The 18,426-nt window shown below is 32.9% G+C and carries 14 protein-coding genes; 9 read left to right on the top strand and 5 right to left on the bottom strand.

The features are described 5' to 3' along the window. Positions 1 to 2 precede the first annotated feature (2 nt). Positions 3 to 629: a polysaccharide deacetylase family protein gene (locus WNY78_RS16170; protein WP_342874260.1), complete on the top strand. Its 627-nt coding sequence runs from the start codon at positions 3 to 5 to the stop codon at positions 627 to 629. A gap of 3 nt (positions 630 to 632) precedes the next feature. Here the strand turns inward: WNY78_RS16170 and WNY78_RS16165 are convergent, their stop codons facing one another. Together WNY78_RS16165 and WNY78_RS16160 are read right to left on the bottom strand one after the other, a co-directional pair. Beyond that, complete coding sequence (locus WNY78_RS16165; protein WP_342874259.1) at positions 633 to 929, bottom strand: thioredoxin family protein; 297 nt, start codon at positions 927 to 929, stop codon at positions 633 to 635. 142 nt (positions 930 to 1,071) lie between these two features. Then, on the bottom strand, positions 1,072 to 2,298 hold the full coding sequence (locus WNY78_RS16160; RefSeq protein ID WP_342874321.1) for a metallophosphoesterase: 1,227 nt from the start codon (positions 2,296 to 2,298) through the stop codon (positions 1,072 to 1,074). A gap of 272 nt (positions 2,299 to 2,570) precedes the next feature. Between WNY78_RS16160 and WNY78_RS16155 the strand changes: the two genes are divergently transcribed. From WNY78_RS16155 to WNY78_RS16145, 3 genes are all read left to right on the top strand, one after another. Continuing rightward, complete coding sequence (locus tag WNY78_RS16155; protein WP_342874258.1) at positions 2,571 to 5,540, top strand: GH92 family glycosyl hydrolase; 2,970 nt, start codon at positions 2,571 to 2,573, stop codon at positions 5,538 to 5,540. Between the two features lie 81 nt (positions 5,541 to 5,621). Then, positions 5,622 to 7,292, top strand: coding sequence for an MFS transporter (locus WNY78_RS16150; RefSeq protein WP_342874257.1), 1,671 nt, complete (start codon positions 5,622 to 5,624; stop codon positions 7,290 to 7,292). A gap of 64 nt (positions 7,293 to 7,356) precedes the next feature. Beyond that, complete coding sequence (locus tag WNY78_RS16145; RefSeq protein WP_342874256.1) at positions 7,357 to 8,364, top strand: N(4)-(beta-N-acetylglucosaminyl)-L-asparaginase; 1,008 nt, start codon at positions 7,357 to 7,359, stop codon at positions 8,362 to 8,364. Here the strand turns inward: WNY78_RS16145 and WNY78_RS16140 are convergent. Beyond that, on the bottom strand, positions 8,361 to 9,773 hold the full coding sequence (locus WNY78_RS16140; RefSeq protein ID WP_342874255.1) for an aldehyde dehydrogenase family protein: 1,413 nt from the start codon (positions 9,771 to 9,773) through the stop codon (positions 8,361 to 8,363). The two genes, WNY78_RS16145 and WNY78_RS16140, sit on opposite strands and share 4 nt — an antisense overlap. 173 nt (positions 9,774 to 9,946) lie before the next feature. Between WNY78_RS16140 and WNY78_RS16135 the strand changes: the two genes are divergently transcribed. Together WNY78_RS16135 and WNY78_RS16130 are read left to right on the top strand one after the other, a co-directional pair. Next, entirely contained in the window at positions 9,947 to 10,210 is a 264-nt protein-coding gene (locus WNY78_RS16135; RefSeq protein WP_342874254.1) for a hypothetical protein, read from the top strand. A gap of 346 nt (positions 10,211 to 10,556) precedes the next feature. After that, entirely contained in the window at positions 10,557 to 10,829 is a 273-nt protein-coding gene (locus WNY78_RS16130) for a hypothetical protein (RefSeq protein ID WP_342874253.1), read from the top strand. Between the two features lie 75 nt (positions 10,830 to 10,904). Here WNY78_RS16130 and cphA read toward each other — a convergent pair whose 3' ends face one another. Beyond that, complete coding sequence (gene cphA, locus WNY78_RS16125; RefSeq protein ID WP_342874252.1) at positions 10,905 to 13,544, bottom strand: cyanophycin synthetase; 2,640 nt, start codon at positions 13,542 to 13,544, stop codon at positions 10,905 to 10,907. 105 nt (positions 13,545 to 13,649) lie between these two features. On the opposite strand from cphA, the gene WNY78_RS16120 reads away from it, so the two are divergent. Next, positions 13,650 to 14,510 carry a cyanophycinase gene (locus WNY78_RS16120; protein WP_342874251.1) on the top strand — a complete coding sequence of 287 codons (861 nt, stop codon included), beginning with the start codon at positions 13,650 to 13,652 and terminating at the stop codon, positions 14,508 to 14,510. A gap of 169 nt (positions 14,511 to 14,679) precedes the next feature. On the opposite strand, the gene WNY78_RS16115 is transcribed toward WNY78_RS16120, so the two are convergent. After that, positions 14,680 to 15,609: an isoaspartyl peptidase/L-asparaginase gene (locus tag WNY78_RS16115; protein WP_342874250.1), complete on the bottom strand. Its 930-nt coding sequence runs from the start codon at positions 15,607 to 15,609 to the stop codon at positions 14,680 to 14,682. A 257-nt stretch (positions 15,610 to 15,866) separates the two neighbouring features. Between WNY78_RS16115 and WNY78_RS16110 the strand changes: the two genes are divergently transcribed. Both WNY78_RS16110 and WNY78_RS16105 read left to right on the top strand, forming a co-directional pair. After that, positions 15,867 to 17,651 carry a histidine kinase dimerization/phosphoacceptor domain -containing protein gene (locus WNY78_RS16110; protein ID WP_342874249.1) on the top strand — a complete coding sequence of 595 codons (1,785 nt, stop codon included), beginning with the start codon at positions 15,867 to 15,869 and terminating at the stop codon, positions 17,649 to 17,651. Between the two features lie 2 nt (positions 17,652 to 17,653). Next, on the top strand, positions 17,654 to 18,352 hold the full coding sequence (locus WNY78_RS16105) for a response regulator transcription factor (protein ID WP_342874248.1): 699 nt from the start codon (positions 17,654 to 17,656) through the stop codon (positions 18,350 to 18,352). Positions 18,353 to 18,426 lie beyond the last annotated feature (74 nt).

Genomic DNA, 18,426 nt, shown 5'->3' with positions numbered 1-18,426 from the left:
TTTTGAAAATAGCTCCAGTAAAAACACCAGTAGTTGCAAAAAAAATGTTCCCAAACTATGTTTGGGACATTGCTACTACTAGTAAGGAGTTGTATCTTACTTTTGATGATGGTCCAACTCCAGAGATCACAAATTGGACGTTAGACATTCTAAAAAAATACAACGCAAAAGCTACTTTCTTTTGTATTGGCACTAACATAAAAAAGCATCCTGATCTTTTTAAAAATATTATAAGAGATGGTCATGCTGTTGGAAATCATACCCAAAACCATATTAAAGGCTGGAAAACAAATAGTATAGATTATGTAAAAGAGGTTGAAGAAGCCCAAAGAGCAATCAATTCTAAATTAAATCTTTTTCGTCCACCTTATGGTCAAATTTCACCCAAACAAGGTAAAAAATTAATAGAGTTAGGTTATCAAATCATTATGTGGGATGTGCTTTCTTTTGACTGGGAGAAAAATATTTCCGAAGAAAAATGTTTAGAAAATGTCATTTCAAAAAGCAAAGCAGGAAGTATAATCGTATTTCACGATAGTGTGAAAGCATCAAAAAATATGATGTATGCACTTCCGAAGGTATTAGAATTTTTTAGTGAAAAAGGATTTGTATTTAAATCTCTTACTTAAGCATTAGAAATATTCTTGAACGATGCCTATTAGTGTATTAGCATCTTGTTCACCACTATGACGCCATTTCATTTCGCCATTTTTATAAATGATAAGTGTAGGTAGGCCTTTAACACGAAGTGCTTCGGCTAGTTCCTTATTTTTATCAACATCAATTTTAATGACTTTTGCTTTGTCACCAAGAGCTGCAGCTACATCTCTCATTACTGGATGCATTGCTGTAGATTGTTCATTTTGTTCTGTATAGAAATCTAACAATACAGGAATATCTACATCTATAAGTTCCCCAAATTTTGACATACATTTAAACTTTTAAATCAGACATGTATAAACAAACCTAAATAAATTTTTGTAATACTTTAGATATTACTACTCAATAGATTCGCTCTTACATATTTATAAAAATAAACAATTTAAGAGTAAATATAACATTTCTATAATATTATGCGTTATTAGCACCTTTTTTAAGTGTGATAACAGTTACTTCTGGCCAAATGCCAACACGACCAGGATAACCTAAATACCCAAATCCTCTATTAACATTTATATATTGCCCTAACTCTTCATAGATTCCTGCCCAATGTTTATATCTCCATTTTACCGGACTCCATTTAATCCAACCTGGTATTTCTATACCAAATTGCATACCGTGAGTATGACCACTTAAAGTTAGGTGGTAATGATAATCATCGTTTATTACACATTCTGCCCAATGACTAGGATCATGACTCAATAATATCTTAAAATCATTAGAGTCTACATTTGTGGTAGCTTTTCTAAGGTCTCCAGCTTTTTTAAATCCACCTTTACCCCAATTTTCAACACCAACTACAGCAATACGTTGTCCATCTTTTTCGATAAAACGACTTTCATTAAGTAGAACATCATAACCCATCGTTTTCTGAATTTGAATTAAATCGGCTAGGTTTTGTGTTTTAGCATCTTCTGAAGGCCAATCTACATAATCACCATAATCATGGTTTCCTAACACAGAATAGACACCATCCTTAGCTGACAGCTTACTGAATAAATTTGTCCATGGTACCATTTCTGAAGCTTTATTATTCACTAAATCACCTGTAAAAAAAATGACATCAGATTTTTGTTCGTTGATAAGATCTACACCATATTCAATCTTTTTTCTATTATCAAAACTTCCTGAATGTATATCACTAATCTGAGTTATACGATAACCATCAAATGCATCTGGTAAATCTTCAAAATTTAAAACGTATTCTAAAACTCTAAATCTATATTTTCCTTTATACATTCCGTAGAGAAGAGACGCAAAAGGAATTGCTGCTACACCTAAAGCAATCTGGCTAATAAACTTGCGTCGAGAAGGAATGTCTAGAGTTTCTTTAGTAACCAACTTATCATATAAACCCATTGCTCCTCTTATAATATCTTCACCAAGAAGAATAGGAACTATCACCAGATTTAAAGACATAAAAGCCAATAAAATACCAAAGGCATAACTTTTTGACGGGTTTAATACACGTCCTTCAGCACCAAAAGAAAACTGATAAATAAAATTACTAGCTATAATAATTGCGAGTACAATATACAAGTAATGTAACCAACTTGCTTTGGTCACTGTTTTAACAGCTTGAAGTCCGTAAAATGAAAATATAATATAGATTACAATAAAAATAATCCAACGCAACATAAAATGAAGTTTTCTCAAAGATAACCGATTTAAAAACCAAATTTACTTTTCAATATATTTTTAACGATATGTTAAGAGACTCTTTAAAACATTTCAATTGCTTTTTTCTGTCTCTTTTAGCTAATTGCATTAATGAAATTTATAACTGTAGTGATAGTTTGCTTAAAAAGTATACATGTTGTGCTTCATAAATTGACTATAAAAAATTTAATTACATCTATCAAACAGTGTCATAGAATTACTATCTTTTCATTCGATTTAAACAACCTTCTATGAAATCTCTTTTTTCTATTGTTTTAACAGCTTTAATTCTAATAAGTTGTAAAGCAGAATCGCAAATAGAAATCGCAAAAAAAGACAAACCTCTTATTGAATATGTCAATCCATTTATTGGTACTGGTGGACATGGTCACACGTATCCTGGAGCAACAATGCCATTTGGTATGATGCAACTAAGTCCAGATACTCGACTCGATGGTTGGGATGGTTGCTCTGGTTATCATTATAGTGATGAGTATATTTATGGTTTTTCACACACACACCTCAGCGGAACAGGAGTTAGTGATTTTGGAGATATTCTTTTAATGCCAACTAATGCTATTAATTTCGATAATGGAAGTAATACTTCGACTGATTCAACATCCGAAAAAAAGGGATATAAATCACATTTTTCCCATGACAACGAAATTGCTCAACCTGGTTATTACAAAGTACATTTAGACGATACAAATATTGATGTAGAACTAACCGTTTCAAAACGTAGCGGAATTCAAAAATATCAATTCCCTACGGAAGAAAATCAGTTCGTAATCCTAGATTTAGAGCATCGTGATCAAGTTTTAGATTATAAAATTCAGAAGATAAACGATTCTACAATTTCAGGATTCAGACATTCTAAAGCTTGGGCAACAGACCAACGTTTATTTTATACCATTCAATTTTCAAAATCCATAAAGAACATCACTTACATTGAAGATGGAACACCTATTTCTAAAAACTACAAATACCAAAGCAAAAAAGCAGCCATAGAATTTGACAATCCAAATAACGATCCTGTTTATGTTAAAATCGGAATTTCAGCAGTTGATCAAGCAGGAGCAACAAAAAATCTACAGCAAGAAATAGGCAACAAAACATTTGATAAAGTAAAAAAAGAAGCCCAAGACTCTTGGAAAACGCAACTCGATAAGATTGTTATAGAATCAAAAAATGAAGATTATAAAACAAATTTTTACACGGCATTATATCACACCATGTTAGCTCCAAATCTGTATCAAGATGTTGATGGTCGCTATCGTGGTATGGATTTAGAAATCCACGAAACTAAAGATTTTGATTACTATACTGTCTTCTCACTTTGGGACACCTATCGTGCAGCTCACCCACTCTACACGATTATAGAACATGATCGCACCAATGATTTTATCAATACTTTTTTAGCCAAACATGATGAAGGTGGCATTATGCCTATTTGGGATTTAAGTGCTAATTACACAGGTTGTATGATTGGCTATCATGCGGTTCCAGTAATTTCTGATGCCTACATGAAAGGCATTAGAGGTTATGATGCAGAAAAGGCTTTACATGCTATGAAACATTCGGCTACGAGAGATAAACTCGGACTCAAATCATATAAGGAGTTTGGCTTTATTCCTGTAGAAGAAGAAAGTGAATCGGTTTCTAAAACACTAGAATATGCTTATGACGATTGGACGATTGCACAAATGGCAAAAGCAATGGGAAAAGAAGGTGATTATAATTATTACTCAGAAAGAGCGCAATACTATAAGAACATTTACGATCCTGAAACTAAATTTATGCGAGGACGTTTTAGAAACACATGGTTTGCACCTTTTGATCCGTATGAAGTGAATTTCAATTATACCGAAGCCAACTCATGGCAATACAGTTTTTACGTGCCTCAAGATGTGTCTGGTTTTATGAATCTTCTCGGCGGAAAAGATAAACTAGAAGCGCAATTAGATGAATTATTTACTGCGCAAGCCGAAACTTCTGGTCGCAATCAAGCAGATATTACAGGTTTAATAGGACAATACGCTCACGGAAATGAACCAAGTCACCACATGGCTTACTTGTATAATTTTGTCAATAAACCTTACAAAACGCAAGAGAAAGTGCATCAAATTTTAACCGAGTTATATACCAACGAACCTGATGGAATTTCTGGAAATGAAGATTGCGGACAAATGAGCGCTTGGTACGTGTTTTCATCCATGGGATTTTATCCTGTGACACCAGGAAGTAATCAATATATCATTGGAACACCTCTTTTTGATAAAGCCACAATTAATTTAGAAAGCGGAAAACAATTTACAATTGCAGCTCAAAATTTAAGTGACACTAATATTTATGTTGAGTATGTGTATCTCAACGGAAAACAGCTAAATCAATCATTTATATCTCATGAAGATATCATGGCTGGCGGAACATTAGAATTTAAAATGACCGATAACCCTGCAATTTGGGGAACTCGAGATGGTCAAGAACCAAAAACCGAAATTAATGAACATCTTATAGTTCCAGTTCCTTTTATTGCTAAAGGCGATGTTGCTTTTAAAGGAGAAACTGAAGTAAGTTTAGGAATTGTAAATTCTGAAACAAAAATCTTTTACAGTCTAAATAATTCTGAATTTAAGCTATATACTGCACCATTTAAAATTTCCGAAGCCATAACATTAAACGTTTATGCTAAAGATGCTTCTGGAAATAAAAGCGCAACTGTAGAAACTAAATTCTACAAAATAGATCCAAATCTCTCTATTAAATTAGATACAGAATATGCCAATCAGTATAATGCTGGAGGGAACGATGCGTTGATAGATGGCATTATGGGTACCCAAGATTTTAGAACCGGAACTTGGCAAGGTTACACAGATAAAGACGTCATTGCTACTGTAGATTTAGGAAGTATAAAACCAATTAACACTGTTGAGATTAACTTTTTACAAGATCAAGGTGCTTGGATTTTTTATCCTACAGAAGTTGAATGTCTGGTTTCAAAAGATGGTAAAACATTTTCTTCGATTGAAACCATTGCCATTGATGCAGCAAAACGAAATGAGGATGTTCGTATTAAAAATTTGTCTTTTAGTTTATCTTCAAAAAATTACCGTTACGTTAAAATCATTGCTAAAAAAATGGGAGAATTACCAGAATGGCATTTAGGGTATCCTCATGATGGCAGAAGTTGGATTTTTACTGATGAAATAGTTATTAAATAACTATACAAAAACCATACATTCAATATAAACAGAAATAAAAAAAATTATTTTAATTACATTTAAAAAACTAAAAACTAACTAATGAAAGATCAAAACAACAAATCTGCTTTAACTACTTTAGTGACTGTCTTCTTTTTCTGGGGATTTATAGCAGCATCTAATGGTGTTTTTATTCCATTTTGCAAAACCTATTTCAACATAGACCAGTTTCAATCACAGTTGGTTGACTTTGCTTTTTATGGTGCTTATTATTTTGGAGCTTTAATATTATTCATCCTTTCTGGTTCTTTAAAAAAGGATATTTACAATAATTGGGGTTATAAAAATGGTATTATCTATGGCTTATTATTATCTGCTATAGGTGCATTTGCCATGTTTCCTGCCACTGCAGGTGCTGAACAAGGTGATACAAGTGTTTTTTATCTAGTGCTTATTGCATTATTTATAGTTGGTTTAGGATTTTCTTTACAACAAACTGGAGCTAATCCTTTTGCTATAGCATTAGGAGACCCTAAAACGGGTTCTCATCGTTTAAATTTAGCAGGAGGTGTTAATTCCTTCGGAACTACGATTGGACCAATTGTAGTTGGTTTAGTCATCTTTGGATCTGCAACTAGAGGCACTGATGAATTAGCTTCAATGATAGCCAATAATGAAATCACCTTAGTTACAGTTCAAGGCTTATATGCTGGAGTTGGTGTATTATTTTTAATTGCAGCTGCTCTTTTTCGTTTTTCTAAAAAATTGCCTGCGTTAAAATCAGATACACCTTTTGAGCCAGCTAATAAAGCACGAAATCTACTCATTGTATTAACTCTAGTTATTATGGGTTGTTTCGGATATATATTTAGCACATATTCGGGAGAAGTAACTACTAGCGAAAGTCTAGAACAAACACGTTTAGTACTCTTATTTATTGCTCTCTTTGCAGTTGTTTCGGCTGTATTTATAGCTTATTCAAGCGCCTCTAAAAAACCAGAAGGTTGGGGAGCAATGAAATATCCACAATTGGTTTTAGGTATGTTAGCGATATTTACCTATGTTGGTGTGGAGGTTACTGTTGGAAGTAATTTGGGAGAATTATTAAAAAAAGCTGTAGATGGGACTGGATTAAACGAATTAGGTTTACCAACACTTAACGATGCTCAAATCGCACCTTATGTCTCCCTATATTGGGGCGGATTAATGATTGGTCGTTGGGTTGGAGCTATTGCGGTTTTTAATCCTAGTAAAGGGTTAAAGAAAGTACTACTCATCATTGTACCTTATATTGCTTTCGCAGTTATAATAGCAGCAAACTCTGTTAAATATAATTTTACTGCAGATGAAATATTATTTTTTGGAATTTGTATTGCCATTCAAATTGGAGGCTTCTTTTTAGCTAAGGATAGACCTGTAAAAACACTCAAGATTTTTAGTTCACTAGGTGTTCTAGCTATGTTGATTGGTTTATTTGCATCAGGAAATGTGGCCTTATTTGCATTTCTATCTGGTGGTTTATTTTGTTCAATTATGTGGCCATGTATTTTCACATTAAGTATTGCAGGATTAGGAAAATACACCTCTCAAGGCTCTGCCTTTTTAATTATGATGATTTTAGGAGGTGCTATTATTCCTCCAGTACAAGGAAAATTAGCCGATGTATTTAATATTCAATCCTCATATTGGATTGCTGTAGCATGTTTTGTGTATTTATTATTTTATGCGTTTAGAACAAAGACCGTATTAGACAAACAAGGGGTTACCTATTAATATTATAGATTTTTTACTTCGGAAAAGAGAACTAATTAGATACCCACTTTCGTGGGCAATACATATGAAAAGAAGAAACTTTATTAAAAACGCTGCATTATCAAGTGCAGGATTAGTTGTTGGTGGTTCTATGGTTGGTTGTGTTGAAAATCCTTCCGAAGAAAATAAAACAGAGCTAGTTGCACCTACAACAAAAGCATCTTTACCAATGGTAATTGCAACTTGGCATGTAATTGATGCCACTGCAAAAGCTATGGAAGTTTTACAAGCTGGCGGAAACGCATTGGATGCTGTTGAACAAGGTTGTAGAGTTGAAGAAGCTAACGAAAAAGGACAATCTGTTGGAAAAGGCGGTTTGCCAGATCGCGATGGAAATGTAACGCTAGACGCTTGTATTATGGATAAGCATGGTAATTGTGGTTCTGTTGTATATCTTCAAAATATAACTCATGCTGTTTCTGTAGCTAGAAAAGTTATGGAAAACACGCCTCATGTGATGTTAGCTGGTGAAGGTGCTAAACAATTTGCTATTTCCGAAGGATTCAAACCTGAAGATTTACTTACAGAAGCGTCAAAAGAAGCTTGGGAAAAATGGAAAGTCGAATCAAAATACAAACCCATTATAAATATCGAAAACCACGATACAATTGGCATGTTAGCCATAGATAAAAATGGAGATATTTCTGGAGCTTGCACTACAAGTGGATTAGCCTATAAACTGGGAGGACGTGTTGGTGATTCTCCAATAATCGGTTCTGGTTTATTTGTTGATAATGAAATTGGTGCTTGTGTGGCTACTGGTTTGGGAGAAGAAGTCGTGAAAACTGTTGGTAGTTTTCTGGTTGTAGAACTCATACGACAAGGCAAAACACCTCAAGAGGCTTGTGAAGAAGCCATTAGCAGAATTGTCAATAAACCGAATAGTAACTTTACAGATTTTCAGGTTGGCTATATCGCAGTCAACAAAAAAGGGGAAACAGGAAGTTACGCCATTCATCAATGGTTTAGTATGACTAAATTTCAGGACGGAAAGAATGAACAAATTCAATCTGATTTTTTTAATAAGGTTTAAAACCACTTAATCGTCAAATCCACCAATTTCTGTTTAAAATTAGTGTAAGGAGGTGTTAGTAAATCAACAGCACCAATAGTATGTTGTTTTAAAACTGAACGCTGATTAGTGAATTCTAAAAAACCAAAATAACCATGAGATTTTCCAATGCCGCTATTATTAGAACCTCCAAATGGCAGATTGTGGTTTAAAAACTGCAATAAATTATGATTGATACACGTAGTACCAGCTCGTGTATTATTTATAATCTCATTCACTCGCTTTTTATTACTACTGAAAATGTAAAGCGCCAAAGGTTTTTCTTTTGAATTGATATCGTCTAAAACTTCAGAAATTGACGTGTATGTTTTCACCGGAAGTATTGGTCCAAAAATTTCATTTTGCATGAGTTTGCTGTCTTCTGGAGCATCAAACACAACTGTAGGTTCTATATAATTTTGTTTTGCTTCGGAATTTCCGCCAATGGCAATATCTGCGTTTCTAGTTGTTGCGTCTTCCAAGTAACCATTCAATCTTTCAAAATGTTTTTGATTTACAATCCTTCCGAAGGAATCAGAATGAGAGGGGTTTTCAGAATAAAAATCTTTAAGATGCTTTTTAAAACAGGTTACAAAATCTGATTTAATTGAGTCATTAATAAATACATAATCTGGTGCAATACAGGTTTGACCTGCATTCATAAATTTTCCGAAGATAATTTTTTTAACCGCTTTATCAAGACTTGTGGTATCATCTATAATTACTGGAGACTTGCCACCTAATTCTAAAGTGACAGAAGTCAAATGCTCTGATGCTGCTTTCATCACAATTTTACCAACTTGTGGAGAACCTGTAAAAAAGATATGATTAAAAGGTAGCTTCAATAATTCTTGCGAAACTTCAACTTCGCCTTCTATAAGTGCAACTTCATTTTCATTAAAAAGATCGCTTACAATTTTAGACATTACTTTAGACGTGTGAGGTGTCATTTCACTTGGTTTTATTATCACAGTATTGCCTGCTGCAATTGCAGATACTAATGGTCCAAAGGTGAGGTTTACAGGGAAATTCCATGGTGAGATGATTAAACAAACGCCTTTAGATTCATATTTAATCCAAGAGGAACTCCCTAACAACGATATTGGTGTATCTACTTTTTGGTTGCTCAGCCAAGATCTTAAATGTTTACATGCAAATTTAATTTCATCAACTACTGTATAAATTTCTGTAAGATCAACTTCTAACTGAGGTTTTTTGAAGTCCTTATATAACGCATCACGTAAATCTTGCTTATAAGTCTTTTCTAAAGCAACTCGTAGAGCTTTAAGTTTTTTAATACGCTCTTTATAGGTGGTTCTCCCAATCTTCAATTGTTGCAACTTTTGTTTCTCAAAAAGTTTTGAATACGTGTTATCTGTATAATTTGTCATTTAATCCTAAACAGTTTTATTGGGCTGCGAGCCATTTTTATGTATTTCATCGATGTTTTCTACGAGCGTTTTCAACTCAACTAATAATCTGCCAGTTTCAACTATTATATTCATCATCAACTGTAATGTTATGTTTCTTTGACTTGAGTTTAATAACAAATCCCTCAACGATTATGAAAAAAGTATTCACAATTTTAGCCTTTACATTATTACCTCTCCTTTCAACGGGACAGGAAACAAATGAAGTTATCAAAAATAATGATACTGTAATCGAAAAAACAATAGAAAGCAAAGATATTAAAAAAGAGACTGCTGCTAGTTCTACAATGAAAGCACAGGTTTTAAAAATCAATAGAAAGAAAAGTACTGAAATTATTAGTATTAAAGCTTACAGAAAAAGTTTACAAATTAAAGTAAAGACTATTAAACTTTGCTAGACAATATATAAAAGGAATTCAAACTTAGGTTTCAAACCCTTATATACTATATTAAAGTATCGCAATGATTATTTAAAGTTAGCTTTCATTTAGATTCTAATTTTAAATAATAAAATGTGGAGACTTTACACTTACCTAAAATTATTTAAGTACATGTTATCTGTATAACTTGTCTTTTAATCCTACACGCTTTTACTGGGCTTCAAGCAATTATTGTGTAGTTCATCGTTGTTTTTTACGACCATCCTCTTGTTATCTAGTAATCGACCATTTTATCTAAAATATTGAATGTAAGGAGTAATGTTGTGTTTCTTTGCCTTGAGTTTAAAACAAACACAAAACGATTATGAAAAAAGTATTCACAATTTTAGCCTTTACATTATTACCTTTACTTTCAATGGGACAGGTGTCTAATGTAGATGTGAATAACGATGATACTATTGAAACTGTAATCGAAAATACTTTAGAATCTAAAAACATAAAACAAGAGGCTGCTGCAAGTTCTGCAATGAAAGCTAAGGTTTTAAAAATTAACAGAAAGAAAAGTACTGAAATTATTAGTATTAAAGCTTATAGAAAAAGTTTACAAATTAAAGTAAAGACCATTAAGCTTTGCTAATTGAATATATAGAACATAAAAAAATCCGAAACTTAAGTTTCGGATTTTTTTATGTCTTAATTTAAACCACTCTCGCTAATCAAAAGTTAATTCTCCTCTAGCTTCTTGTTCTTTAAATTTCTGAACTAACTCTAAAGCATCAGGAATCACATCACTACATAATATAATAAGCGAACCTTTTACTGCATTTTTTACTGCAAATGTTATGGCTTCTTTTTCCGAAGGAATAATAGTAGTTTTCTTATTTGGATCTTTCATTTTAATACCATCATTAAGCATTTTAATGAGTTCTTCCTCGGTTTTTCCTCTCAAACGTTTATCCTGACGAATAATAATTTCGTCAAACATTTCGGCAGCAATACTACCCATTTCATTATTATCTTCTATACGTCTATCACCAATTCCTGCAATAATTCCCACCTTTACAGTTGCATCTAATTCCTCAACAAAATTTTGAAGAGCTCTCATTCCTGCAGGATTATGAGCATAATCTAAAAGAATTGTAAAGTCTTTAAATTTAAATAAATTTAATCGTCCAGGAGTTTGCGATGCTGAAGGAATAAAAGTTTCTAAACCAGCTTTCATATCCTCAATACTAACTCCTTGAACATGCACAGCAAGAACAGCAGCTAATACATTTTGAATCATAAATTTAGCTTTTCCTCCATAAGTTAACGGGATGTTTTCTGCTTTCATTAATCGCATTTTCCACTCACCTCTACAAATGGTGACATAACCATTTTCATATACAGCAGTAATACCATTTAAACGTTGCATTGCTTTAATATGCGGATTATTCTCATCCATAGAAAATAATGCCACATTACATTCTAAATTACGTCGCATGTCATAAACTAAATCATCATCTGCATTTAAAATAGCATAGCCATCTGGTAACACCGTTTCTGGAACAACTGCTTTTACTTTAGCAAGTTGCTCGATAGTGTGGATTCCTTTTAAACCTAAATGATCTGCGGCAACATTTGTAACCACTGCAACATCACATTTTTTAAACCCTAATCCAGCACGTAATAATCCACCTCTTGCACATTCTAAAACAGCAAAATTCACAGTAGGATCTTTTAGTACAAACTCTGCACTTGCAGGTCCTGTACAATCTCCCGTCATTAGTAATCTATTTTGGATATACACACCATCACTGGTTGTATAACCAACGCGATAACCATTCATTTTAGCGATGTGTGCTATTAAACGTGTTGTTGTTGTTTTACCGTTAGTTCCAGAAGTAGCAATAATAGGAATACGTCCAGTTTCTCCTTTAACAGGAAATAATTTATCAATAACTGGAGCAGCAACATTTCTTGGTAATCCAGATGTTGGAGCTAAGTGCATTCTAAATCCTGGTCCTGCATTAACTTCTAAAACTGCGCCTCCAGTTTCGGAGAGCGGTTTAGAAATATCTGTAGTCATGATGTCAATTCCGCAGATATCTAAATCAATAATTTTAGAAATACGTTCAACCATTGCAATATTTGCAGGATGTATAATATCTGTAATATCTTCTGCAGTTCCACCAGTACTTAAATTTGCTGTATCTTTTAAAATGAGTCTTTCGCCTTCAGCAATAACAGAATCTAAAGTATAACCTGCATCTTTTATTATGGTTTGTGTTAATTCGTTAGTCGTAATTTTTGTTAACACATTTTCATGTCCATATCCACGACGAGAATCACTATTGACAATATTTATTAATTCTTGAATAGTAGATTTTCCATCTCCAATAACATGTGCAGGAGTTCTAATTGCTCCAGCAACTAGTTTGTTATTAATAACTAACAATCTATAATCTTCTCCTGTGATAAATTTTTCTACAATAATAGCACCACTTCTTGAGCTCTCTTTTGCATGATGAAAAGCGACTAAAGCATCTTCATAATTATTAATATCTACAGTAATACCTCTACCGTGATTACCATCTACAGGTTTAATCACTAACGGGTAACCAACATAGCGACAGGCTTCTTCTAAACTACGTTCTCGTCTAATAATATCACCTCTAGGCACTTCAACTTCAGCTTGTTCTAATAGGTATTTAGTATCTTCTTTATCACAAGCCAATTCTACACCAATACTACTAGTTTCGCTAGTAACTGTTGCTTGAATACGCTTTTGGTTAGCACCATATCCTAATTGACATAATGAATATTTGTTTAATCTAATCCAAGGGATTCCTCTAGATTCGGCTTCTTCAACAATAGAGCCTGTACTTGGTCCTAAACGCGAACTTTCTCTTAATTCTCGCATTTCTTGTATGTCGTCCTCCAAGTTATAGTCTTCTCCATTAATTAGAGCTTCACAAATTCTAACTGCAGATTTTGCGGCAAAACGTCCAACATTTTCTTCCATATAAGAAAACACCACATTATAAACACCATCTTCTCCATAACCACGAGTTCTACCAAAGCCAGTATCCATACCAGCTAAAGTTTGAATTTCTAGTGCAATATGTTCTATGACGTGACCCATCCAAGTGCCTTCGTCTACACGCATAAAAAATCCACCTTCACAACCTTCAGAACAACGATGAGAATACATCGAAGGAAACATGGCTTTTAAACGTTCTGAAAAACCATCAACTTTATTAGACGGTTTCTCTTCCATATCTTCTAAATCTAAAACCATGACAATCAATTTATGTCTTCTTACTGACCAATAATTTGGTCCTCTCATGGCATTTATTTCGCGTATTTTCATGTTGGTTGGTATAATTTAATTATTGTGAAAGATTATAAATATAGCATTTTTCAATAGAAAATTTAGTTTATTTTTGTCCAATATTTAAACTACAGAAAGATTTTTATGCTGAAGAATAAAGGAACACTAATTCCTATTGGTGGAAATGAAGATAAAGGAATAGAAGAGAGTGAACAATACACTCTAGAATTTATAAGTGAAGGTATTCTATTTCATGTAGTAAGAGAAGCTGGCGGAACAGATGCAAATATTGTTGTAATCCCTACAGCATCAAGTATTCCCGTAGAAGTTGGAGAAAATTATTTAGAAGCTTTTTCTACTTTAGGCTGTAAAAATGTTACTGTTTTAGACATTAGAAGCAAAGCAGACTCTGAAAAACAAGAGTCAATAGATATAATAAAAGCTGCTAATTGTATTATGTTTTCTGGTGGTGATCAATCCAAAATCACTGATAAAATTGGTGGTACAGAGATTCATGAGATTATAAAATACCGTTATAAAAATGAAAAAGGCTTTGTTGTTGCTGGCACAAGTGCTGGAGCAATGATGATGTCAAAAGAAATGATTGCAGGAGGAAGTGCCACAGAATCTTTTATTAAAGGTGCTGTTAACATGTATAAAGGTTTAAGTTTAATTCCTGGTTTAATTATCGATACACATTTTATTAAACGTGGTCGTTTTGGTAGAATATCTGAAGCTGTTGCTCAATTTTCAGATTTGATTGGTATTGGTTTAGCTGAAGATACTGGGATGATTATTAAAAATAGTAAGTGTCGCGTCATTGGCTCTGGAATGGTTATTATTTTTGATGGTAGACGTTTAAAACACAACAATCACAAAGTACTTAAAGAAGGTACACCAATGTCTCTAACTAATATGCGAACTCATATTTTATCTAATGGTGACCGTTTTCATATTGATAAGAAAAAAGTGAAAGTGTTGCCTATTGAGGCGCCTTTTATTTGATTTCTTCGGAAATAAAACATGCCAATTTTAAGAACAAGTTTCTTTTAAACTAACTGTGTTTTTTTTTGCGTTAAGGATGGAAACGACATCCTTTTTATTTTCGTAAAAAGATATAGTGAACAGCCTGACGAAGACATGCTCATTTGCATGTCTTGGCAACGCCCAGAAATTATTTATAGATAGAAACCTCTTCTTTTCCTTGTGAAGTTTTGCTGGCTCTGTACATCCCTTCGGTATTAAAAGGCATAGCGATATTTCCTTTTGTGTCCACAGCAATTAATCCGCCATCACCACCAATCTCTAGAATTCGCTTATTAATAACTTCGTTTGAAGCCTCTTGTACACTCATATTTTTATGCTCCATTAAGCAAGCTACATCATAAGCCACAACTCCTCTAATAAAAAACTCGCCACTTCCAGTACATGATATAGCACAGGTTTTATTATTAGCATAATTTCCTGCTCCAATCATTGGACTATCACCAACGCGTCCCCATTTTTTATTGGTCATACCACCTGTTGATGTTGCTGCTGCAATATTTCCGTTTTGGTCACATGCTACTGCTCCAACGGTTCCAAATTTTGAATCTTTCTTTTTCGCGTGATCCAATTGAAAACTATCTGTATCCTTAATTTCTAACCATTGCTTGTGGCGAAATTCATCATAGAAATAAGAAGGCTCTTCTAGTTTATAATTGAGCTCTTTTGCAAATTGCATTGCACCTTCTCCTGCTAAAAAAACATGTTCGCTCTTTTCCATCACATCACGAGATAAACTTACTGGATTTTTAATTCCAGTAATTAGACTTACTCCTCCAGCATTTAATGATTTCCCATCCATTATGCTCGCATCCATTTCATGAGATCCTGTTGCTGTAAAAACAGACCCTTTTCCTGCGTTAAATAATGGTGAATCTTCTAAAACCTGAACTGCTTTTTCAACAGCATCAACAGCTGTTCCTCCCTTTTCAAGAATAGTGTATCCTTGGTCTAAAGCGCTTTTTAGATCGGCTTTATATTTAGCTTCTAATTCTGGAGTCATCATTCCTTTTACTAGAGTTCCTGCGCCTCCATGGATGGCTATTGAAAATGTATTCATTGATCTTTCTTTTTACTTCGGAAATTTACAAATTCTAGTGCATTTAATCCTTAAACATTCACCGCATTATTTTATAAAACAAAATCAGACAAATACCCATAAACCATCAAACGAATTTAAAATTATGAAATTTAATTTTTTAGTATAACAAAGCGTAAATCTCTCATTTAACTAAAAAAAACAAGTTTTAACTAAAATTACTGAGTTTGATCACAAAAAAAATACATATTTAAACTCATTTAACTAATTCATCCTGTATGACTAAGGCATTTACTTTTATTTTATATTTTTCTTCATTAGTCATGCTTGGACAACAAGATTCAATTTTCATAGAATTAAATGAACTCAAAGATTCTCAGAGCCAATTAGATTTACTTGGTAAAAGGATTTCTAGACTGGTTTATGCTAGCCCTGAAAAAGCGATTACCTATTCAACTATATTTGATTCTATAACAAAATTAGTACCTACCTATGAAAACAAAGCAGATGCATTGATGTATAGAGGTATGGCTAATCACGCCATTCAAGATTATGAAAATGCTATATCAAACTATTTAGAAGCCATAAGATTATTAGAAAAAAATGATGACAATAAACGTCTACCACAAGTTTATAACAATCTTGCAGCAAGTTATAATATAAGAGGTGATGCTAATAAAACTGAAGAATACTTTTTAAAAGCTGCTGAAACTGCAGCAAAGACTAACGATAGTGTATGGATGTCTAGTGCTAACAGTAATCTAGGTGTACATTATAACTCCCTTCAAGAATATAACAAAGCTGAAATAGCGTTAAAAAAATCACTTACTTATTTCGAAAACAAAAAAGACTCTATTAACGCAGGAGCTACACTCATGAATATTGGAAATTCACAATTACCTTTAAATAAAAACAATGAGGCTATTGCGAGTTATAAAAGATCTATGATATTGATTCCTTATGAAAAATTCCCTATTATACATTCTGTCGCTCAATCTGGTATAGGAATAGCGCTTACCAACCAAAAAAAATACATTGAAGCCTTACCCTATTTAAAAAAAGGAAATGCAATTGCTAAACAGATAAATTATACTGAGCAAATAATGGAGACTAATAATGCCTTAGCAGATTATTATGCGCAAACACGCAACTTTGAAGAAGCCTTTAAATTATCTCTAGTCTCACAACAATTGAAAGATAGCGTGCTTACCAAGACACAAGATAAAAACATGGCTGATGCTTTAATTGAGTTTGAAAGCGAAAAAAAGGATGCGCAATTAAAAGTACTTGAACTTGAAAAAGAAAAAACTGGGCAACGACAATTAATATTAACTATACTGGCAATTGGTGGTTTATCTTTTGCCTGTCTTATTGGTTTGTTTTTCTACCGAAATAAGAAACAAAGTAAACTACTAGCCAAACAAAAATTAATGTTAGAAAAAACTGTAGATGAGAAAAACATTCTTTTAAGAGAGACCCATCATCGTGTAAAAAATAGCTTTCAGATGGTTTCATCACTGTTATCTTATCAAGCCAATACCACAAAAAATCTAGAATCAAAATTGGTAATTAAAGAAGCTCAAAACCGAGTGAGATCTATGGTTTTAATACATCAAAAATTGTACAGTAAAGATCAGCTGGTCGGTATTAACTCTAAAGAATATATTGAAGATTTCACTAAAGATGTCATCCAAAGTCATGAATATCGCGATAAAAAAATAGAGTGCATATTCAACCTCGAATCCTTAGTGCTAGACATAGAAACCATAACTCCAATTGGTTTAATTTTAAATGAGTTACTAACAAATGTTGTTAAGCATGCATTTCCTTATGAGCATGATAACAATATCATTCAAATTAGTTTTAAGCAAAAGTCAGATACGCTTTTACTTGTTGTTGAAGATAATGGCGTTGGTAGCAATGGTGAAATTAATGAAAGTGCTTTTGGTTTAAAACTCATAAAAACGCTTGCTAAAAAGTTAAAAGGAGAGTTTAATTTATCTCATAACACACCAAAAGGAACTTCAGCACAACTGACTATTAATCGTTTTACTGTTCTATAATTATGAGTTTTAAAAACGAACATAATTTAATACGGCTTTACATTGTTGAAGATGAACCTTTAATTGCTGAAACTGCTAAAATGTCTTTAGAATCATTTGGGATTAATGTTTTGGGATTTAGCGAAGATTATGAGAATGCATTAAAAGAAATTCAACAAAAACAAGCTAACATTGTACTTTTAGATATAAATCTACAAGGAGAAAAAGATGGTATTGACTTAGCGCTAACGTTAGAAAAACTAAATATCCCCTATTTATTTGTAACCTCACAAACAGACCCAAGTACACTTGCAAGAGTAAAAGAAACCAATCCTTTAGGTTTTATAGTAAAGCCATTTACCGATTCTGGTTTGCTCAGCAATGTTGAATTAGCATGGCATAAAATATCTTTAGAAAAAGAGGAATATATCATTATACGCTCTGAAGGAGAACGTATCAAATTAAACCAAGCGTCTATACAATACCTCAAGGCTTTTGATAATTATTGCTATATAGTTACTGTAGATAAAGAGTATCTTCTTCCGCACACTTTAAAACATATTACAGAAAAATTAAATTCTAAAATTTTTGTAAAATCACATCGCTCTTACGTTGTGAACATTCAAAAAATTAAAAGTATCAAAAGTGACAAGGTTATTATTGAAAATATTGAAGTTCCAATGAGCAGTACCTACAAGCAACAGATTGAAGCTTTTTTGTAAAGCATTAATCATTTCACTAAAAAAAACGTCCTCTTACTAAAAATACCCAAACAACGTCCACTTTATCAGTAATT

Source organism: Psychroserpens sp. AS72 (assembly GCF_038900375.1).
In the GTDB taxonomy this organism is placed as follows: Bacteria; Bacteroidota; Bacteroidia; order Flavobacteriales; family Flavobacteriaceae; genus Psychroserpens.
Note: the sequence above shows the minus strand (reverse complement) of the source record. Positions and strands in the feature narration are given on the sequence as shown.

Excerpts from the sequence above, each read along its gene's own strand:
- WNY78_RS16165 (WP_342874259.1), bottom strand. The coding sequence starts at position 929 with ATGTCAAAATTTGGGGAACTTATAGATGTAGATATTCCTGTATTGTTA.
- WNY78_RS16160 (WP_342874321.1), bottom strand. The coding sequence starts at position 2,298 with ATGTTGCGTTGGATTATTTTTATTGTAATCTATATTATATTTTCATTT.
- WNY78_RS16155 (WP_342874258.1), top strand. The coding sequence starts at position 2,571 with ATGAAATCTCTTTTTTCTATTGTTTTAACAGCTTTAATTCTAATAAGT.
- WNY78_RS16150 (WP_342874257.1), top strand. The coding sequence starts at position 5,622 with ATGAAAGATCAAAACAACAAATCTGCTTTAACTACTTTAGTGACTGTC.
- WNY78_RS16145 (WP_342874256.1), top strand. The coding sequence starts at position 7,357 with ATGAAAAGAAGAAACTTTATTAAAAACGCTGCATTATCAAGTGCAGGA.
- WNY78_RS16140 (WP_342874255.1), bottom strand. The coding sequence starts at position 9,773 with ATGACAAATTATACAGATAACACGTATTCAAAACTTTTTGAGAAACAA.
- WNY78_RS16135 (WP_342874254.1), top strand. The coding sequence starts at position 9,947 with ATGAAAAAAGTATTCACAATTTTAGCCTTTACATTATTACCTCTCCTT.
- WNY78_RS16130 (WP_342874253.1), top strand. The coding sequence starts at position 10,557 with ATGAAAAAAGTATTCACAATTTTAGCCTTTACATTATTACCTTTACTT.
- cphA (WP_342874252.1), bottom strand. The coding sequence starts at position 13,544 with ATGAAAATACGCGAAATAAATGCCATGAGAGGACCAAATTATTGGTCA.
- WNY78_RS16120 (WP_342874251.1), top strand. The coding sequence starts at position 13,650 with ATGCTGAAGAATAAAGGAACACTAATTCCTATTGGTGGAAATGAAGAT.
- WNY78_RS16115 (WP_342874250.1), bottom strand. The coding sequence starts at position 15,609 with ATGAATACATTTTCAATAGCCATCCATGGAGGCGCAGGAACTCTAGTA.
- WNY78_RS16110 (WP_342874249.1), top strand. The coding sequence starts at position 15,867 with ATGACTAAGGCATTTACTTTTATTTTATATTTTTCTTCATTAGTCATG.
- WNY78_RS16105 (WP_342874248.1), top strand. The coding sequence starts at position 17,654 with ATGAGTTTTAAAAACGAACATAATTTAATACGGCTTTACATTGTTGAA.